Origin of the sequence: Vibrio maerlii, assembly GCF_003415655.1 — a bacterium.
Taxonomy (GTDB): domain Bacteria; phylum Pseudomonadota; class Gammaproteobacteria; order Enterobacterales; family Vibrionaceae; genus Vibrio; species Vibrio maerlii.
The window spans coordinates 225,841-245,546 of the sequence record NZ_QRHC01000002.1 but is presented as its reverse complement, the minus strand read 5'-3'; the positions used below and the strand labels follow the sequence as shown (position 1 = coordinate 245,546).

The 19,706-nt window shown below is 44.2% G+C and carries 20 protein-coding genes; 14 read left to right on the top strand and 6 right to left on the bottom strand.

Going from position 1 to position 19,706, the window contains the following annotated elements:
* Nucleotides 1-503 precede the first annotated feature (503 nt).
* Together DPF91_RS02070 and dkgB are read left to right on the top strand one after the other, a co-directional pair.
* Nucleotides 504-851 (top strand): helix-turn-helix domain-containing protein, encoded by a 348-nt coding sequence (locus DPF91_RS02070; RefSeq protein WP_117232770.1) that lies wholly within the window; start codon nt 504-506, stop codon nt 849-851.
* Between the two features lie 235 nt (nt 852-1,086).
* Entirely contained in the window at nt 1,087-1,884 is a 798-nt protein-coding gene (gene dkgB, locus DPF91_RS02065) for a 2,5-didehydrogluconate reductase DkgB (RefSeq protein ID WP_117232769.1), read from the top strand.
* 75 nt (nt 1,885-1,959) lie between these two features.
* Here the strand turns inward: dkgB and DPF91_RS02060 are convergent, their stop codons facing one another.
* Nucleotides 1,960-2,499: a peroxiredoxin family protein gene (locus DPF91_RS02060; protein ID WP_117232768.1), complete on the bottom strand. Its 540-nt coding sequence runs from the start codon at nt 2,497-2,499 to the stop codon at nt 1,960-1,962.
* A 121-nt stretch (nt 2,500-2,620) separates the two neighbouring features.
* A complete protein-coding gene (locus DPF91_RS02055; protein WP_117232767.1) occupies nt 2,621-3,526 on the bottom strand; it encodes a LysR family transcriptional regulator in 906 nt (301 codons plus the stop codon).
* A gap of 148 nt (nt 3,527-3,674) precedes the next feature.
* Here DPF91_RS02055 and DPF91_RS02050 point away from each other — a divergent pair, with 148 nt between their 5' ends.
* From DPF91_RS02050 to DPF91_RS02005, 11 genes are all read left to right on the top strand, one after another.
* Nucleotides 3,675-4,634: an NAD(P)H-dependent oxidoreductase gene (locus DPF91_RS02050; protein ID WP_117232766.1), complete on the top strand. Its 960-nt coding sequence runs from the start codon at nt 3,675-3,677 to the stop codon at nt 4,632-4,634.
* A 172-nt stretch (nt 4,635-4,806) separates the two neighbouring features.
* Nucleotides 4,807-5,022 (top strand): hypothetical protein, encoded by a 216-nt coding sequence (locus tag DPF91_RS02045; RefSeq protein ID WP_117232765.1) that lies wholly within the window; start codon nt 4,807-4,809, stop codon nt 5,020-5,022.
* A gap of 482 nt (nt 5,023-5,504) precedes the next feature.
* On the top strand, nt 5,505-5,648 hold the full coding sequence (locus DPF91_RS21990; RefSeq protein WP_164683993.1) for a hypothetical protein: 144 nt from the start codon (nt 5,505-5,507) through the stop codon (nt 5,646-5,648).
* A 270-nt stretch (nt 5,649-5,918) separates the two neighbouring features.
* On the top strand, nt 5,919-6,476 hold the full coding sequence (gene ahpC / locus DPF91_RS02040; protein WP_117232764.1) for an alkyl hydroperoxide reductase subunit C: 558 nt from the start codon (nt 5,919-5,921) through the stop codon (nt 6,474-6,476).
* A gap of 535 nt (nt 6,477-7,011) precedes the next feature.
* Complete coding sequence (locus DPF91_RS02035) at nt 7,012-7,971, top strand: TRAP transporter substrate-binding protein (RefSeq protein WP_117232763.1); 960 nt, start codon at nt 7,012-7,014, stop codon at nt 7,969-7,971.
* Between the two features lie 71 nt (nt 7,972-8,042).
* A complete protein-coding gene (locus tag DPF91_RS02030; protein ID WP_117232762.1) occupies nt 8,043-8,540 on the top strand; it encodes a TRAP transporter small permease in 498 nt (165 codons plus the stop codon).
* Nucleotides 8,541-8,543: 3 nt separating this feature from the next.
* The gene (locus DPF91_RS02025) at nt 8,544-9,848 is read left to right on the top strand and encodes a TRAP transporter large permease (RefSeq protein ID WP_117232761.1); all 1,305 of its coding nucleotides are present in this window, start codon (nt 8,544-8,546) and stop codon (nt 9,846-9,848) included.
* 147 nt (nt 9,849-9,995) lie between these two features.
* Nucleotides 9,996-11,249, top strand: a complete 1,254-nt coding sequence (locus DPF91_RS02020; protein ID WP_117232760.1) for a DEAD/DEAH box helicase — start codon at nt 9,996-9,998, stop codon at nt 11,247-11,249.
* Nucleotides 11,249-12,172 (top strand): DUF726 domain-containing protein, encoded by a 924-nt coding sequence (locus DPF91_RS02015; protein ID WP_117232759.1) that lies wholly within the window; start codon nt 11,249-11,251, stop codon nt 12,170-12,172. Before DPF91_RS02020 ends, DPF91_RS02015 begins: the two co-directional genes overlap by 1 nt.
* Before the next feature lie 184 nt (nt 12,173-12,356).
* Entirely contained in the window at nt 12,357-13,232 is an 876-nt protein-coding gene (locus DPF91_RS02010) for a patatin-like phospholipase family protein (protein WP_117232758.1), read from the top strand.
* Nucleotides 13,233-13,383: 151 nt separating this feature from the next.
* Nucleotides 13,384-14,301 (top strand): LysR family transcriptional regulator, encoded by a 918-nt coding sequence (locus DPF91_RS02005; RefSeq protein ID WP_117232757.1) that lies wholly within the window; start codon nt 13,384-13,386, stop codon nt 14,299-14,301.
* Nucleotides 14,302-14,315: 14 nt separating this feature from the next.
* Here the strand turns inward: DPF91_RS02005 and DPF91_RS02000 are convergent, their stop codons facing one another.
* The gene (locus DPF91_RS02000) at nt 14,316-15,863 is read right to left on the bottom strand and encodes an arylsulfatase (RefSeq protein ID WP_117233187.1); all 1,548 of its coding nucleotides are present in this window, start codon (nt 15,861-15,863) and stop codon (nt 14,316-14,318) included.
* Between the two features lie 200 nt (nt 15,864-16,063).
* Between DPF91_RS02000 and DPF91_RS01995 the strand changes: the two genes are divergently transcribed.
* Nucleotides 16,064-16,240 carry a hypothetical protein gene (locus DPF91_RS01995; protein WP_206355530.1) on the top strand — a complete coding sequence of 59 codons (177 nt, stop codon included), beginning with the start codon at nt 16,064-16,066 and terminating at the stop codon, nt 16,238-16,240.
* A 6-nt stretch (nt 16,241-16,246) separates the two neighbouring features.
* Here the strand turns inward: DPF91_RS01995 and DPF91_RS01990 are convergent, their stop codons facing one another.
* From DPF91_RS01990 to DPF91_RS01980, 3 genes are all read right to left on the bottom strand, one after another.
* Entirely contained in the window at nt 16,247-17,140 is an 894-nt protein-coding gene (locus DPF91_RS01990) for a LysR family transcriptional regulator (RefSeq protein ID WP_117232756.1), read from the bottom strand.
* Nucleotides 17,141-17,152: 12 nt separating this feature from the next.
* Nucleotides 17,153-18,502: an MATE family efflux transporter gene (locus tag DPF91_RS01985; protein WP_117232755.1), complete on the bottom strand. Its 1,350-nt coding sequence runs from the start codon at nt 18,500-18,502 to the stop codon at nt 17,153-17,155.
* An 88-nt stretch (nt 18,503-18,590) separates the two neighbouring features.
* The gene (locus DPF91_RS01980) at nt 18,591-19,577 is read right to left on the bottom strand and encodes a zinc-dependent alcohol dehydrogenase family protein (protein WP_117232754.1); all 987 of its coding nucleotides are present in this window, start codon (nt 19,575-19,577) and stop codon (nt 18,591-18,593) included.
* Nucleotides 19,578-19,706: the final 129 nt, after the last annotated feature.

The following is a 19,706-nucleotide window of genomic DNA, read 5'->3' as shown; positions in this document are numbered from 1 at the left end:
TTATCTCACCAGAAGAAAGTTAACCGAACGGTGATATGAAGAGAAGTGACTTCTTGTCATTTAAGAATTGCACTGCAGGAATATCATTGCGTAGTTAATTGTGTGAGTTGGAGCCTAATAGTGTTGGTGCTACCAAGCTCATACTGCCCATTAGAGCGAGCGTATTGTTTGAGTTTACATTGCCTTTTGTTTAAGCGCATCTCTATACCTCAGTAGTTATCCCCTTCCTAATAAATATACCATCCCGTTAATTAGTAGTGAGTCATTCTGTATGTACTTTAACCTTTAATAAGGATGGTCGAGCAGGTCTGAAGCTATTCGGAGGCGAATTGTTAGAAGAACGAGTAGATCGGCAGAGGTAAGTGAAGCGAAGTGAATGACTCATTTGTGCGTAAAAACCAAACTCTAAAATAAAGTTCACTGTTCTTTGACATGGTGTTTTCGTTAAACCGGAAAATTGCACTGTAGCAATAGTTCACCAATACATTGACAGGGTTTTAAGTATGGAATTTACACCTCAAGACACACAAGCGTTATATCAAATGTGGATGTCACAGAAAGCTAAAATGCGCCTAACGCAGATGGAGGTGGCAAAACGCCTTGGCCTTTCTCAGCTCGATTTCTCCTCAATTCTTAGAGGGATGACACCCTTGTCTATGGGGTTTGTTAGTCAGTTTTGTCAGTTGATGCAGGTAGAGCCGAAGCAGTTCATCCCATCTCTAATGGCTGGCAGTGAAACAGCACCAAAGGTGGTTTACTTAAAAAGTTCGATGACCATTGATGGTGAGATCCAACGAGCCTATATCGAAGGCAATAAAGTCATTGTGGAATATGCACATACAGTGAGTTAGGCAGGTCATTCAATACTCTTGAGATAAGTGATAATTTGATGCTAGGCGTTGTTTTCTCTGCTTACCCTTTGAATATCAATGTTAGAGGAAAGCCTTCTTAATGCAATTAGTGTTAGTTTCATCCCGATCTGTTTTTTTGTGATATCGATTTCTAGTCAACGAGAGGTGTAAGGTTTAGCCTGTTGGTACCTAGGTCAATAGATCTTAATAATAATGATGTCGGGAGTAGACAAATATGACAGTTCCAGCGTTTGGTGTCGGTACGTTTCGTTTAAAAGAGCAGGTCGTCATCGACTCCGTGAAGAATGCGTTAGAAGTCGGCTATCGTGCGATTGATACTGCGCAGATTTATGGCAACGAAGCTGAAGTGGGTCAAGCGATTCGAGAAAGTGGTATTGCTCGCGAAGAGCTTTACGTTACGACTAAGGTTTGGGTTGATAAGCTTAACAAAAATGACCTTATTCCAAGTCTTAAAGAGAGCCTAGAAAAGCTTGATATGGACTACGTCGATCTGACTCTGGTTCACTGGCCAGGTCCGGGTACAGACATCGCGGAATACATGCCTGAACTGCTAAAAGCAAAAGAGCTCGGTCTGACTAAAGAAATTGGAGTGTCTAACTTTACGATTGCGCTGCTAAAAGAAGCGGGTGATGCGATTGGTATGGAGCATATTGCAACGAACCAGGTTGAGTTAAGCCCATATTTGCAGAACCGTAAACTCGCTCAGTTTATGCAAGAGCAAGGTGTACAGCTGACGTCTTATATGACGCTAGCCTACGGTAAGGTTTTGAAGGATGAAACGATCATCGCCATTGCAAATGAGCGTGGTGCAACGGCTGCACAAGTGACGCTTGCATGGGCGCTACAGAAAGGTTTTGCGATCATTCCATCATCAACCAAGCGTGAAAACTTGGAGAGTAATCTTAAAGCTGCAGAATTGATTCTGACACAAGAGGAAATGACGCGAATTGATGCTCTTGACTGCAATAGCCGTGAAGCAAACTCTGAAAGCTTAGCGCCTGAGTGGGATTAATCGCTGAGGAACAAAAATGAGCAAGTAGCGATGGCAAGAAAGCCATCGCTATTTTATGTTTGTCATCTGAGATATTTAGTAGTCTAAAGTACCGCGGATAGGGTAGTGGTTGTTTGGATCGCGGATCCATGCCAAGCCACGAGTTAGAGCCCCAAGCTCAGGGCGTACAAATGGGTTGTTTGATAGGTCTACTACGTGAAGGTTGCCCTCTTCGTTGACAACAAACAGCCCCGGCTCTGCAAAGTTGTGGTCCGTCTCTTTTTCTGAACGTGGTAATGAAATGTAAACACCCAGCGTTTTCATTTGCTCTTCAGTAAGACCGTAAGCAATAGGGAAGCTTATTTCCAATTGCTCTAGGTGTGCCTCAAGTTGTGCTTTCGAATCACCCGACACCGCTAGGATATCGACCCCTGCATCAGCAAAAGCTTGTTTATAGGTTTCTAGCTCGTTCAGGTAACGCGTACAGAGTGGACAGTGCTTACCGCGATATACGAACACCGCTTGCCAAGTCGCTTCTCCTTGTGGCTCACCAAGAGTGACACTTGAGCCGTCCAATTTTGTTGCAGTTAGGTGAGGAAATTTATCGCCTGCTTTTAGCTTGATTGAAGTACCCATCATAACTCCTAAATCTTAAGTCTCTGTTTGAAATGCAAGATTCAATGTAGACCCTTAGTTACCGGCTTACAAGTAGTTAACTTTTAGTAACCTGCTAAGCCAAAAACCATAAGCAACTACATTAGCGTTGTTCGAGAACCTTCTCGTAAAGGAAGTCGATCAGCACCCTAACTCGGCGTGCCTTCTGTGAATTTTTATGGAAGTACAGATAAAGGCCTGCAACGGAGTGCCAGTGTTTCTCTAGAATGGGCACTAACTTTCCTGAATCGAGTTCGGCTTGAACCATAGGTGTTACCAAGCGACCTATGCCTAACCCTTTTTTCGCAGCATCGATCATGATGTCGGTATCATTTACGACCATTGCTGTTGGGATGTCTGTATTGACGATATGTCCGTTATCCACCATGGGCAATTGGGCGATCTGGTTAGAGGTAACAAAACGGTATTGAATCAATTTATGTTGGCTCAACTGACTTATCTCTGTTGGGTTTCCAAACTTCTCAATATAAGCAGGGGATGCAAACAGCGCTTCCTTAAGCTCGGGAGTGAGACGTTTTGCTATCATCCCTTCTTCGACCTTGTCACCAAAGCGAATACCAAGATCGAGCCCATCGCGTAGAATATCGACCGTACCATCAGAGATCGATATCTCTAACTGGATTTCAGGGTAGAGGGTACAAAATTCTGCGTAGATCGGGCTTATTAAGTATTGATAGACAAAACGTGGAACCGTGATTGAAACGCGTCCTGAAGGGGTTCGACTGAGATCCGCAACGCTTTCGACGGCGGAAGTTAGGTCACTGATAGCATCTACGGTCTTATCAAATAGAAGTTGGCCTGCTTCGGTGAGTTCCACTCGCCTTGTTGTGCGTGTAAATAAAGGTAGGCCAAGTTGGGTTTCGAGTGTTTTCAACGCCTGGCTAACAGAAGGTGGGGCGACTTCTAGGTGTCGTGCCGCACCGGAGATAGAGCCTTCACGAACAATCGCATGGAACATGGTCAATTGGTTGTAGGTCGCGCCTTTCATCTTCTTCGCTCGTCGTTCTGATCTTGAGTGATTGTAGTCTATTGTTAGCTTTTTCCTAATAGTTATTTAGATATTTAGCCTCTAAAACTTAAATCTACTCGCGCTTATTATGTGCTCATCAACTCAGACGCAATGTAGAGATTTTATTATGAGCAAGACTGTTGTTATTTCTGGTCACCCAAACTTAGAAGAGTCATTCACTAACACTGTAATCATCGATACATTGCAGTCGCAGTTAGAGAATGTGTCTGTTCGTCGTTTAGACACACTGTACCCAGACTACAATATTGATGTTGAAGCTGAGCAAGCTGCACTTATCGATGCAGACGTTATCGTGCTTCAGTTCCCATTTTACTGGTATTCAGTTCCAGCTTTGATGAAAAAGTGGATTGATGACGTAATGAGCTTTAATTTCGCCTACGGCCCAGAAGGTGACAAGCTAAAGGGCAAAGACTTCTTCCTTTCGTTCACGGTTGGTGGTCCAGAAGAGTCTTATGACCCATTAGGTTACAACCACTTTACGATCGAACAGTTTGTTTTCCCACTTCAGCAGACTGCTTACCTAGCGGGAATGAATTACCACAAACCCGTGTACACGCATCGTATGGTGTACATTCCGAATGTATACAATGAGCTAGAAGATGTACAAGCGCGTGCTAAAGATCACTCTGTACGTTTGATAAAAGAGATCCATAAGGTGACCGAATCAGACGAAAGTCGCCTGCGAAAGTTCGTTTCTCTGTGGTTCGCACAGTTTGATGTACTGCCAGAGAGCGATGCTTTCTTCCTAGAGTCGCTCTCTGAAGACGTTGTGATGACAATGCCAGAAGGGGAGTTTAAAGGTCATGCAGGATTCAAAGACTGGTATGCAGTAGCACGATCAACGTTCAAACCCAACTGCATTCACGATGTAGAGCAGTTTGAGCTGAAATCTTCAGATAAGGGCTACCAACTTGAGCTACGTATTCTTTTAAAAGCAGACACTTATGAAGACTCTATGATGAAAGGCGAGTCTATCGAGCTTAATGTAAACGAGACGTGGCAGGTATCTATTGACGAGCACGGCTCTGTGACGATTTATGACTATAAAGTTGTTCCAATGAACTAAGCGACCAACTCGATTTGAATGATAATTACAGCGCCTTATTGTTAGGCGCTTTTTAGTGATTTTTTATCAGCGAGCATTCTTGATATTTGATTGTGAGTCGAGATCACTCCTTAACCCAATGAAAGTGCTATAATTAAAGTGTCAATTAGCATTGGGAACCGGGAGGTGATTTATGCTGAAAGACCGTCTAGAGCGAATCAATGCTCTCCGAAAACAGGCTATGAAGTCTGAAAAATTCTTACGCTCAGCCAAAGAGCACGCCAAGGCTATTGAAGATAGCACTCCTCAACCTCACCCTGTAAAACGGCGCAAACGCAAGAAAGCCAAAACCAAATTATCTAAACAATACAACGGTGTAGAGTTCACCACAACGCAATATTCTACTTAGTTTTTCCATCTTAATCTTAATTTCATAGCTGAACATAATATTCAACACCGAAAGATTATTACTTTCGGTGTTGATATTTGTTGAACCGTGTTGAAAGTTTATAACGAAATATCGAACTGAAATATCAAAGCAAAATATTTCTGTGATCTTTATTGAAGGTGAACTAGTGATTATATCATCGTTAATATTATCTTTGTAACTTAATTAATTCCATTTTTATTAGATATTCAAGAAATGTATCTATTGTTATTACTATATTGTAGCTAACCATATGATGCTGTATTTAATGACTTTTGTTAGATATTTTTGAGAGGTTAAGCATGATAAAAATGATGCACTGATGATGTAAATCAAGTGAAGTCTCTATTGTACTAATTAATTGTTTTTATATGATCGGTACGATCCTTTGTTTATATAAGAAAATAACCTCGACGTGTTAATATAGTGGCGTACTAAAGAAATAACTAAAAGGGTGCTAAATTATGAATAACGTGATCAATATTATAGGATTGTCTATCATTGCTGCTAAATACACCATGTTTGCACTGCTAGCTATGATTACTGTCTACACAGGTATGACAGTTGCCGAACCCATGCTACTAGCTGATATAAGTAATGATAATTAATCAGCAAATAAATTAATTATAACTAGAACTTTTTTTAACCTTCTTATAGTTGTATTTAAATTTACCTTTATCCTACATCTTTCCATACCGTTAAGTGCCTCCTAATTCAGGGGGCACTTTTTTTGATAGATTTTGCCTACTAAAGTGATAGGAATGTACGATTTCAACTATCAAACTTGATCACGCATTATTACCTCAACAGCGCGGGATAGCGCATCGAACTAAGTGCTTATCAGAGTGATGGGCACACAATATTGAGAGAGTAAAATCATGATCAACACAGAAATCAAACCATTCAACGCAACAGCATTTAAAAACGGCGACTTTGTAGAAATCACAGAGCAAGACGTGAAAGGTAAGTGGGCAGTCTTCTTCTTTTACCCAGCAGATTTTACTTTCGTTTGTCCAACTGAACTTGGTGACCTTGCAGACCATTACGAAGAGCTTCAAAGCCGTGGCGTAGAGGTGTACTCAGTATCAACGGATACGCATTTCACTCACAAAGCATGGCACGACAGCTCGGACACAATCGGTAAAATCAACTACTACATGGTAGGTGACCAAACGGGCACAATCACAAACAACTTTGGTGTAATGCGTGAAGGCCAAGGCCTTGCAGACCGTGCTACATTCCTAGTGGACCCAGAAGGCGTGATTCAAGCGATGGAAATCACAGCAGAAGGCATCGGCCGTGATGCTGAAGATCTAATGCGTAAAGTGAAAGCAGCTCAATACGTAGCGGCTAACCCAGGTGAAGTTTGCCCAGCTAAATGGAAAGAAGGCGAAGAAACACTAGCACCTTCTTTAGACCTAGTTGGTAAAATCTAAACGAGAGTTAGCGATTCACTAGATAGAATCTTGCTACAATTTTTGAGAGCCACAGTGTTATGCACTGTGGCTTTTTAATATTTCAATCGCAGTGAATGTCGCCATTTAAATCATACAAGTAATCCTTTTTCCTCAAGGGGTATAGGCAACGAACTCCTGATGATACTTGCACTTTTTGATTTATAATTCTTAACACTTAGACATTGAAATTATTTTTCTAGCGCGTTTTTTCTCCATTATGGCTATTTTTATCATTATTTTGACTGGTTTGTGACCATTGGGTGACGTTCTCAATTTGCTCCAATATGCGACACGTCACATTTAACAGCTCTATACAACGAGTTTTTGTGCCGTACAGCACAAGAGGATATTTGAGATATTGTATTACTAGTTACTGGTGATAAGAATAACTGAAGAGAATGAGTACACGGAAACCAGGGCTGGTTGAAAACTCATTTGATCTGAACGTCTTCGACACGAGCTCTGGTAATTAAAAGTATCACAACCCTCGATAACAATGATTCTGGAGAAGAACATGAAGAAGACTCTACTTACCCTTACTGCTGCCTCTGTACTACTTGCTTTTGGTGCAAATGCAAGAACACTCACTCTTGGCCATGCGATGAATGTTGAAAGTGCCGCTCACGCTGGTATGACGATATTTGCTGAAAAGGTTAAGGAAAAATCCAACGGCGAGATGAGCGTTAAGATTTTCCCGAATGGTATGCTAGGTTCTGAGCGTGATCAGGCTGAGCAAGTGGTTACTGGTGCTATTGATATGGCGAAGATCAATGGCTCGCTTGCTGAATCTTTTGAACCAACCTACAAAGCGATTTCAATTCCATTCCTATTCCGCAGTGCAGACCATATGCATGAGTTTATCCGCAGTGACGCAGCGGAAAAAATGCTGCAATCAAGTCAAGGTAAAGGCTTCGTTGGTTTGACATTCTATGACTCTGGCTCACGCAGTTTTTACAGCTCTAAACCAATCAAAACCCCAGAAGACCTAGCGGGTCTGAAAGTTCGAGTCCCAGAGTCTCCAACCATGATGGAAATGATTCGACTACTTGGTGCGAGAGCGACTCCAGTACCGTTCACGGAGGTGTATACCGCGCTTCAACAAGGCGTGATTGACGCCGCAGAGAATAACATCTCGAGTCTGGTTGAAATGAAGCACTCAGAAGTAGCGAAGTTCTACTCTATGGACCAACACATGATTACGCCTGACTTGATCATGATCTCTGAAACGACTTGGGGCAGCTTGAATGAAGACGAGAAGAAAATTGTCAAAGAAGCGGCTTTGGAATCAATGGAAGAAGAGATCAAAATTTGGGCTGAAATCGACACCCGTAATATGGAAGTGGCGAAAGATCTAGGCGTGACATTTGTCGACGTTGAGAAGGAGCAGTTTGTCGAGAAAGTGAAGCCTATGATCACTACTGCAAAACAAGATCCTGTCCTTAATTACTACATCGAAGCAATTGAAGCTCTGTAATGATAAACCAGCAGTAACAGCTTTCCTTCCTCGGAAGGAAAGCTCATTTGGGCTTAAAGGAAGTTGCTCTTATGTACAGAACTATTCATAACGTAAAACACCTGATAGACAAGGGTGTTCTTTGCTTCTGCGGTGTCGCTATCGTCACGCTTGTGATTACGGTAACGTGGCAAGTTTTCAGCCGATATGTTTTAAACGACCCAAGTTCTTTTACCGATGAGTTAGCTCGCTATACCATGATCTGGTTTGGTCTGTTTGGAGCGAGTTATTTGTTCGGAAAAAATGGCCATTTAGCCATCACTCTTTTCATCGGTTCGATCAATAAAAAATACCGTAAGTATGGCTATTTGTTCATTAACTTAGTGGCATTGGTTTTCATCAATCTTGCGATGATTAAAGGTGGCTTGCAACTGATTAGTCGTACCATGATGCAATTCTCTCCTGCATTGCAAATCCCAATGGCATACGTCTACTTTATTTTGCCAATCTCGGGTGTACTCATGTCTATCTACATCGTTTTGAACACACTTGAACTATTCACCATCGAAGAAACTGCAGAGAGAGGGTAGGCAATGGATATTTCAATTGGTTTTTGGCTGTTATGCCTCTTTATGTTGATGATCGCGCTGAGTATCCCTATCGCGATCGCAATAGCGATGTCTTCTCTTGTGATTATGTGCACCATTTTGCCGACCAATGTTGCTTTTATGACGGCAGGGCAAAAGATAATCACCGGTATCGACAGTTTTAGCTTATTGGCGATACCTTTCTTTATTCTTGCCGGAAACATCATGAACCGAGGGGGAATTGCGACGCGTTTAGTCGACTTTGCAAAACTCTTAGTTGGTAGCATGCCTGGCTCACTTTCCCACGTGAACGTTATTGCGAATATGCTGTTTGGATCGGTATCCGGTTCCGCTGTTGCAGCGGCGGCGGCAGTAGGGAAAACCTTGGAACCAGAGCTTGAGAAAGAGGGCTATGATCGCTCTTTTTCAACGGCAGTGAATGTTGCGTCTTGTCCATCAGGTCTTTTGATTCCTCCTAGTAACTCTTTGATTGTTTTCTCTGTGGTGAGCGGGGGAACATCGATTGCTGCCCTGTTCATCGCAGGTTACGTACCCGGTATTTTGATGGGATTGAGTTGTATGGTGGTGGCTTATTTCATTGCAAAGAAACGCGGTTATCGAGCGGAAACTCGCAAGATATCGGTAAAAGAAGCGCTGACCACGACTTGGCGTGCTATCCCTAGCCTTGGTCTTGTGATAGTGGTTATCGGCGGCATCATTGGTGGTGTGTTTACTGCAACGGAAGGCGCGTGTATCGCGGTGCTGTACGCGTTTTTCCTTGCCCTTTCGTATCGTAATTTGAACATTCCAACGTTGAAAACCATTTGTGTCGAAACGGCTGAAATTACCGGCATTATGTTGTTCTTGATTGGCGCCTCTACCATCATGTCTTGGGCAATGGCATTTACTGGTCTGCCAAGCATGATAAGTGAATGGATGCTGTCGATTTCGGATAATCCAATCATTATCTTTATTTTGATGAATGTGATCTTGCTAATCGTCGGCATGTTTATGGACTTAACGCCTGCGGTATTGATATTTACACCGATCTTTATGCCGATTGCGACCCAATTAGGGATGCACCCAATCCACTTTGCCATGATGATAATCTTCAATCTATGCATCGGCATCGCCACGCCTCCAGTTGGTACGGCTTTGTTCGTGGGTTGTAGCGTTAGTGGGGCAAAAATAGAGAGTGTGATTAAGTCCATCTTGCCGTTCTGTGCAGTATTGATTGTGACCTTGTTGGCCATTACGTTCATTCCAGAAATCAGTTTGGCACTGCCAAGGGCATTTGGATTGATCAACTAATACCAAACAAATACTCTGAAGTGATTGTTCTAGAGATCGAAACTTTGTTGAACCATCGTTAGACACCTGCTCTAATACCACCTTATGTTTCAAGCCAGATTTGCATTAGCAGATCTGGCTTTGTTCACTTTGTAAGGTTTATCCATCATGTCTTTTCGTTCTCTTTCATTACGCGCTGAGTTGATTCAAGCCCTCCCTAAAAACGTTACTAAGCCAACGGATATCCAAACATTAGCGATACCTGCGCTGCTGAAGAACGATGATGTGATTGCGATGGCAAATACAGGCAGTGGTAAGACGTTGGCCTACGGATTACCTATCCTGCAATTGTTAAAAACTCAACAAGCTGATGAATCGAGTCTCCGAGCCTTGGTGTTGGTACCAACACGCGAGCTGGCTATGCAAGTCACGAATGCATTATCTGATGTCGCATCGGCTTTGGCGTTAAACGTTTTAAGTTTATGTGGTGGTATCGATAAAGAGGATCAGAAACAACAACTGTTGAACCAACCAGAGGTTGTGGTTGCTACGGCGGGGCGTTTGTTGGATTTGGTTAATGAAGGTGTTGTGAATCTTTCCAAGGTTCAGCATTTGGTGTTGGATGAAGCGGATCGATTGTTGGATATGGGATTCTGGAACGATGTTCGAACCATAGCTGAGCAAACCTCTAAATCGCGTCAAACCGCGATGTTCTCTGCAACGTTCTCACAAGAGCTAAAAGAAAAAGCTCAATTGCTGCTAAACAATCCACAGCAGATTACTGCTCATCAAGAAAACAGTGTGAACCAAAAGGTCGCAGAAACTCTATATTTAGTGAACAAAGGTAGTAAGCCTAATGCTCTAATTGCTCTGATCGAGCAATATCAATGGAAGCAAGCTTTAGTGTTCATTGGAGCGAAAGACAATGCAGATAAGCTCACTAAAAAGCTGACCAAAGTAGGCGTGGCAACGGCAGCACTGCATGGCAATAAATCCCAGGATGAGCGTGAACAGACCTTAGAGGATTTCAAATCTGGCAAGATCAATGTGTTGATTGCGACCGATCTGCTGGCCCGAGGTATTGATATAAAACAATTGCCAGTAGTGGTGAACTATGAACTACCAGCGTATGCGGAAACGTATGTTCATCGTGTTGGTCGTACCGCTCGGGCAGGCAAGCAGGGTATTGCGTTATCTTTGGTATGTCATGCCGAGATGGATGCTCTTAACGCGATTCGCACATTGACTGAGCGAGAGCTTCCGGTCAATGAACTAGAGGGTTTTCCAGTGACTGACAAACCTTCAACGGGCGAGAGTAAACGCGCTCCACGTGACAAAAAGGCAAATCGTCGTACTCAGAATAAGAAGAGTATCAAGCAGTTTCAAGGTAAGAGTAAAAGAACGAATAGGGGTGATAAGTAATGCTGAATAAGTTTAAAGCCGTCATCCCAGGGTTTGATGTGAATGCCCTAGTTAAGAGCTTAAAAGATTCACTCAGCGAACTGACTGCTGATGATTTAACACCACGAAGCACACCATCTTGTGAGCTGATAAAGGTACGAGAAGGCAGTTTACCTGCCGTATTCGTCATCAATGGATTCATGAGCGAAAAAGAAGAGTCGGCGCAAGATTGGCTTGAAGTCGTTGATAACCTCTATCCCGACAATCAAGTTATTCAGGTCAAGTGGAAGGCGGGCAACCTCAAAGATATGATCTTTGATAAGGGTGTTGTTCCAATTATCCCGACAGGGCACGGAAAAATAGGCTTTGCCGCTATGCTGATGGCGCGTAGCAACTTATTAGGCATGATCGCGACAGCCGGTGCTTATCTGGTCGACAAAGTGATGGGACATTGGAAAACTTCGTTCAACGAAACCCGCCACGTTGCGCTCGCATTATCAAGCTACCTAGAGCAGCATAAAGAGTTCGAGAACTGTATTCTTATGGGGCACTCTCTCGGTGGGCGTATTGTTCGACATACCCTCAATGAACTAACAACACCAAATTTAGTGTCAGTAGCGTATGTATTTGCAGGAGCGGTATCCAGTGAAGATGAGCAATGGGAAGAGTTGCTCGAAAAGCATTCAGATCTTAAATTGATCAACTGTATGTCGACCAAAGATTACGTGCTTAGGAGCGTCTACAAAGCAGGCACTCTATGGAACCATGAGCCTGCCGGGCTGACTCCGGTTATGGACGAGCATGAGCACACACTGAACCTTGATGTCACTGAGTATGCTTCTGGTCATACTAAGTTTAAGCAACAAGAGTTAGGAAACTTTCTTAAGTCTGAGCTTGCTATGCTTGATGAAGACAAGTTAAAGCTGCTGCACTTACGTAAATAAGGTCTGAACAAACATCCCCTACAGCAACCGCCTTTTGGCGGTTGTTTGGTATTTGTTTTTTGATATTTGTTTTTTGGTAAGTGTTGTTAGGTATCACCTATCAAAGTAATAAAAATAATCGAATATCACCTATTGTTCGCACTCATTATTATAGAGGAAGGTTTTAAGTAAACGAGTAGCAGAAATGAGTAGTACAGCGTTAGTGGTTGAAGGTGGAGCAATGCGAGGTATCTTCGCCGCAGGAGTCATGGACGCCTTTATTGAACAAGAACACCAACCCTTTGATTTTGCGATTGGTGTGTCCGCTGGTGCTTCAAACTTGCTTGGCTACTTGTCCAAACAGAAGAAGCGCAGTTACCAGATCATTACTCAGCTCGGTGTATCGAAGGAGTTCTATAATCTAGGTCGCTTTGCTAAAGGTGGTAACCTTACTGACGTAAGATGGCTGAGCGATACTTCGCTGCAGGCCTTTCCGCTAGATTCCAAAACTCTCTTCAATAATATCCCGTTCTACGCAGCGACCACGGATATTGAATCTGGGTTGGCGAATTACTTTCGAGTAACGCCAGACAACATGCCAGATGTGATGGAGGCAACCACAGCACTGCCTGTCGCGTACAAGCAAACACCTTGTTTTTCGGGCGGCTGCTACACTGATGGCGCGGTAGCGGATTCTATTCCAGTGAAAGAAGCGTATCGCCGTGGGGCTCGCGATATCACAGTGATCTTGTCTCACCCATTGAGCTACAACATGCCAGAGTCATCAAGCCATTGGATCATGAAGCGTCTTTTATCTGATAACCCGAAAGTCGCGGAAACATTAAAGACACGTGCGACTCGGTATAACGAAGCGTTGGAGTTTATCCGTTTCCCACCAAGTGACGCTAAGATTCGAGTGATCGCGCCACCAGAAGACTTCCCGGTTAAGCGCCTCACGCGAAATCGTTCGTTGCTCGACATCGGTTATTTGATGGGGCTAGAAGCCGGTAACCAACACGTTGCTAATCGACAAGGGACGGATAGTTTCACCCCGGAAGAGTGTTCAGCTTGCTATGGGTAAATGAGAGCCGAACCGGTATTTTTTTTAACTAAAAGTTATGTACTCTATCGCCACATTAACTACAGGTTGTAAGTGTCTGCATTGATGATGACTTTCGCTCATGCCTGTAGATTGAGTTGTGCATGCCCAAGTAACTGGCGAAGAGTAGAGTATGAAGAATACAGATTTTAGTTTAATTCCTTATTTCATCGTGATGATGGACGAACTATCGATTTCGAACACCGCTAAGCGATTTGGTGTTTCTCAGCCTGCGGTCAGTAAAGCATTGCGTCGACTCAAGGAAACATATAATGACCCGCTGTTTATCAAGACTAAGGAGGGGTATCGTCCAAGCAGTTTCTGCAACGATATCTATCCGCAAATCAAGCTGGCTTATGACTCGTTTGAATCGACGTTTCCAGAAAAGAAAAAGTTCGACCCATCAAAGCTTGAGCGTTCATTTAATGTCGCGTGTATCAGTGGGGCGGTGTATTCGGTTATGAAGCAAGTCTCGGATTCTCTGTATCATGAAACGCCTCATCTCGGGATTAATATCGACCCTCTGTATACCGGCGATATCGTGATGGATTTACGACAGCATCGTTATGACCTGTGTATCTCCCATTCGCCAACGATTAACCCTGCTATTGAATGTGCTGAGTTGACCGAAGAGCCAATGGTGGTAGCGTTTGACCAAAGCCACCCACGCCTAAAAGACAAGATTTCTTTGGATGAGTTTTTGGCGGAAAATCATGTTCTACACAGTATGTGGAACAGTGATGATTCCCCTCTGGGCATCGCATCGACTTACGCTCATAAACGTAAGGTTGCTCGAAAAGCCCCAGGGGCATTAGAGATGCTGAATATGGTGCATGGCACAGATATGATCTGCATCACCCCGATGTCGGTATTAGAAACCGTGAATGCTGCGAATAACTTTCGATTTGCGCCACTGCCGTTTGAATCTAACTTAGGAAGAAGTTATTTGCTTTGGCATAAGAGCCGAAATACCGATTCCGCGCATCAGTGGTTTAGAAACAAGATTATTAAAGTGTCAGAAAAAAAGCCCCAGTGGGGCTTTAATTCGTAGGCTAGGTTCTCATTTTACTGAGCGCCTTGCTGCTGCATTTTTTGCATTATCTTCTGCATTTTCAGCGTGTTGTAGTTGATGGTTGCCGCGCTGAAGCCAGAGCCTTGTTGCATTGGGTAGCCATCAAGTGTCGATAGGAATTTACCCACTTCTTGAGACATTGGAACAAATAGCCACATGTTGTCGATCATCCAGCGAGTGTACATGCCAGATTCTTTCGCTGCGGTTTCAAACGGGTCCATACGTAGGTTCGTAATTGAAGCCCATGCTGGAGCTTGGCGAACGGCTGATTGCATGTCACCTTCCATCATTGCAAAGCTTGCTTTCCAATCGTTCCAACGAACGGCGTTTAGCTCACCATTTGCAGAGAAGTACATGATGGTTTCACGAGGACCTTTTTCTTCTTTGCCTTCAAAGTAAGGTTTGAAGTTAGAGCCATCTAGGTGAACACGCCACTCTTTGTTGTTAAGCGTCGTACCTTCTTTTAGCTCTTCAACGATGTCGTCGTTACCTGCAGCCGCTGCCAGTGTTGGTAGCCAGTCTTCTTGAGACATGATTGCGTTAACTGCTGAACCAGGTTCGATAACGCCAGGCCATTTCACGATTTGTGGAACGCGCATACCACCTTCATAAGTAGTGCCTTTCTCGCCGTGGAATGGAGAAGTACCGCCGTCAGGCCATGTGAATTTCTCTGCACCGTTGTCCGTAGATAGGATAACGATGGTGTTGTCTGCGACTTCTAGACGATCGATCGTATCCAGTAGAACACCGATGTTATCATCAAGTTGACGCATACCGTCGGCGTAGATACCTTGGCCTGTGATGCCATCGTAGTGGTCGTTCAGACGAGTCCATACGTGCATACGCGTTGAGTTGTACCATACGAAGAAAGGCTTATCTTCTTTCACAGATTTCTCCATGAACGTCACTGCCGCTTCAGTAAAGTCTTCGTCGATTGTTTCCATACGAGAACGTGTTAGTGGACCCGTATCTTCAATTTTGCCGTCAGCTGTTGCTTTGATAACACCACGAGGGCCGTATTGCTTACGGAACTCTGGGTCTTTCGGGTAGAAGTATGTTTCTGGCTCTTCTTCCGCATTTAGGTGGTAAAGGTTGCCGAAGAATTCGTCAAAACCGTGGTTAGTTGGAAGGTGCTTATCTTGGTCACCTAGGTGGTTCTTACCAAACTGAGCGGTCGCGTAACCTTCTTGCTTCAGTGTGTCACCGATTGTTGGGGCCCAATCAGGAATACCGTGCTGAGAGCCAGGCATACCGATAGTCAATAGACCCGTACGGAAAGGGTGTTGGCCTGTAATGAATGCAGCACGGCCAGCAGTACAAGATTGCTGTGCGTACATGTCTGTGAAGATTGCGCCATCGTGTGCAATTCGATCAATGTTTGGTGTTTCGTAACCCATCATGCCACGGTTGTATGCGCTAGTGTTGTAGAAACCTAGGTCATCCGCCCAAATAGCAAGAATGTTTGGTTGGTCTGCTGCTGCAACACCTTGAGCAACGCTTAATGTTGCTAAAGCCAGTGTTGTTTTAGTTATATTGTTCAATGAACTGTCCTCTCGTTTCACTCTAAATCTTTACCGACTCACAGTAACAAAGTGTTCGAAACTTCGAGGACTACAGGGTATGAATATAAGTTAACTAGCTACCATTTATATAACCAATATTTTGGTTCATTGCGTCTCAATCCTTCACTTTTGCTATTGATGTTGGAGAAGATTTACTCGCGGGCCGATTAGAGAGGATATTGGTTGATTGTCAGATACCACTGACCGAAATGTGGTTGGTATTGCCGAGTCGTCAGTTAATCTCTCCGGCGATCCGATTGATCCGTGATGAACTCAAATCGACCATCAATCAGCTTCGCTCCCGTTTAATTGAACATGAGCTAGTATCTGAACATGAGTGGCCGCTGGATGATTAACAGTAGTCATTTATCCCAGTAGGGTGGGTTGCCATAGTAGTCAGAGAAGTAATCGATAAACGCACGAACTTTGGGGGCAAGTAGACGAGAACTCGGATATACCGCCCAAATAGCCGCTTCATCAACCAATGGATAGTTATCCAAAATGGTCACCAGTGTCCCTTCCTTAAGGTGCTGGTAGGCAATCCACGTGGCACACATCGCTATGCCCAGGCCATCAACAGCGGCATCTCTCACAGCCTCACCATGATCGACTTTAATCTTACCCTTCACTTTGACATTTTGAGTGCCGTAAGGGGTCGTATATGTCCAAGAATCCAAGCCTGTTTGGTTGATGCATAGGTGATTCTTAAGGTCGGATGGAGATTTAGGCTCACCATATTTTTCAATGTATTCTGGAGAGGCGCACATGATGCGTTTATCCGTTGCTAGTTTCTTAGCAATCAGAGTTGAGTCTTTCAGTTCGGCGTTACGAATCGCCACATCGAATCCACCTTCAATTAAATCTACCATTGAGTCTGTTAGGCGAATATCGATGGACAAATCTGGGTACTGAGCGAGAAACCCCTTGAGCGCAGGCATTAAGTGCATGCGACCAAAAGAGGCTGGTGCGCTAATACGCAATGTCCCCTTTGGACAGGCTTTACCTGAACCAACAGATGATTTTGCCGCATCAACACTGTGAATGATTTCTTCTGCATAAGGTAGTAAGGCTTCGCCCTCTTCGGTGAGAGAGACCTTGCGCGTCGTTCGGTGAATAAGCCGCGCCCCCATGCTCTCTTCTAGCTTGCTGATGTGCATGCTTGCCACAGGTGCAGATAAGCCAAGCTCTTTACCCGCTTGGCTAATATTGTGCGTCGAAGCCACTCGGACAAATAGACGGAGGTGCTCTATATTCACTGATAAATATCCTTATGCTTCAACGAGTTTTGTTATCGCAGCCGTGCGATTGGTATGGATTTTGAGCCTGTGCCAAGCATATACGCCAGCCAGTGTGTTCGCAATGGTGGCAGCATAAACAACGTGTAAGATATTGCCCGTTGAGGCACCGATCCAAATAGCAGGAACATACAGCGCTATCAATCGAACCATAGAAACGAGCAACGCTTGGCGCGGTGCTCCGAGCGCATTAAATACTGAAACGACCAGCATACATAGCCCTAGCGGTGCGTAACTAAATGGAATCACCCACAGTGCGACTGCAAACCAATCTTGGATTTGAGCTTCTGAGCTGATAAGTGGAATGATCAGCTTGGCACTGCCTGCCAACACCAATGCCATTGCTGTATGGAAAATCAATAAAAATTTAGCGGTGGTGATCAATAGTGCATTGATCTTTGAGTGCTGTTTCTGACCTAGGTAGCGACCAATCATTGGTGGAACCGACATCGTCAGTGCGAGAGTGAACACCAATAAAAAGCTCTCCATACGTGATAGTAAGCTCCAAAAAGCAATGGAGTCGGTACTGATGCGTGAGACTAACACCATACAGATAAATGCACTGACCGAAGGCAGGAGCTGATTAATGATGGTATTCGCGCTCATTCGAGCGAGTTCTACTAGGTAACTCCAGGTCTTAAAGCACTTTGCAAGCGAACCAAACCAAGCTAGTTTTTTCGCTTTGATCACCATGTAGATGACACAAGTTAGATAACCCATTGTTGAGGCGATAGCGGCGCCAATAATGCCTAAGTCAAAGGTAAAGATGAGTAGTGGGTCGAGAATCAAGTTGATGATACTGGCGAGCAAAAACATGTTACCCGTTGTCTTGGTATCTTCATTGGCACGATAAACACAGCTCAATAGATACAGCGCCGCAACCGAAGTTGCACTTAACAACCAAACCGGCCAATAAACATTGAAAATCGTTTGCAATGTTTGAAAGTGATCGAGCGTGACGTCACTGGTGACAAAGGTGGTGAGAATAGAGCTTCTTGAAAGCCATAAGCCCAAGCAAATCAAAGCCACAATACCGGTACCGACCAATGCAGTGATGGTTGCAAGCGCTTTGGACTTGTCGCTTTCTCCAGCACCACAAGCTCGTGAAATTAACGATGTTGCAGCAACACCGATTCCCACTTGTACTCCAATTAATGCGGTTTGAAATGGCAAGGTAATACCGTGTACCGCAAGCTCATCTATCCCTAACATGCCGATAAAAATCGAGTCCACAAGCTGCACCAACATAATAGCAAACATACCGACGGTCAGCGGTAGTGTTCTTTCGATGACAAGCTTTAGGGTGGGTGATATGCATGACATGACAGGCGGTTACCTTAGATGTGAGATACAGGGATGGAAATCGAAAGAGGCCTACTGGGTAGGCCTCAAAACACCAACTTAGGAGGAGTTAGATGTTCACCACTACCTTGCCAATCGCTTGACCGCTCGCAAGTCGAGCGTGTGCATCTCCAGCTTGCTCTAAGCTGAACTCTTGGTTATCTAGAACCGGCTTTAGACCACCGACTTCAACGATCTCCGCTAACGCTTTTAAGATCTTACCGTGTTCTGCGCGACCGACGTTGTAAATCATTGGTAACAGCATGAATACCACGTGAAGTGATTGGCCTTTCATGTGTACCATGGTCAGGTCTTGTTCATGCATCGAAAGCGTTGTAGCGATTTGGCCGTTAAGTTTTGTTGCCTCGATAGAGTTGTTAAGGTTTGCACCACCCACCGAGTCAAATACCACATCAAAACCAACACCAGACGTGTATTTTTCCACGTAATCAGCGACAGACTCAGAAGTGTAATCAATCGCGGTTGCACCTAGCTCGCTAATTAGGTCAACTTTCTCGCCTGCCGTACCCGTCGCGTATACCTCGGCACCAAAGTGTTTTGCTACTTGCAGAGCAACATGACCTACACCGCCCGCACCACCGTGTACCAATACTTTTTGACCCGCTTTTACACCAGCACGCACTAGGCCTTCATAAGCAGTGATACCAACCAGAGGGAGTGCAGCTGCTTCACGCATTGAGATATTCTTTGGTTTGTGCGCAATCAGATCAGCATCCGCAGTCATGTATTCCGCAAGTGAACCTTGCAGATCACCTAGGCCACCCGCACAACCATATACTTCATCACCGATGGCATATTCGGTTACACTTTCGCCTACAGCCTCAACGGTACCCGCGAAGTCCATACCAAGAACCCCCGGTAGTTGAGGATGGAATGGCAGGGCTTCACCCATTTCACGGAGCATCATATCGATTGTGTTGACACTTGATGCCGCTACCTTAACAAGCACGTGACCAGCTTTTACTTCTGGCTTTGTAATCTCTGCTGATTCAAATACTTCTGTACCACCGAACTTGCGAATAACTGTAGCTTTCATAGGAGTTAACCTCTGTATTGTCTTGTGATGTGTTGCGATTTGTATGGCTTCAGTATAGGCAAGATTTTGAGTTTGATAATGGGGGTAAAGGCTGAATCAGTTTTAAGATTTTCTTTATAATAACGGGCT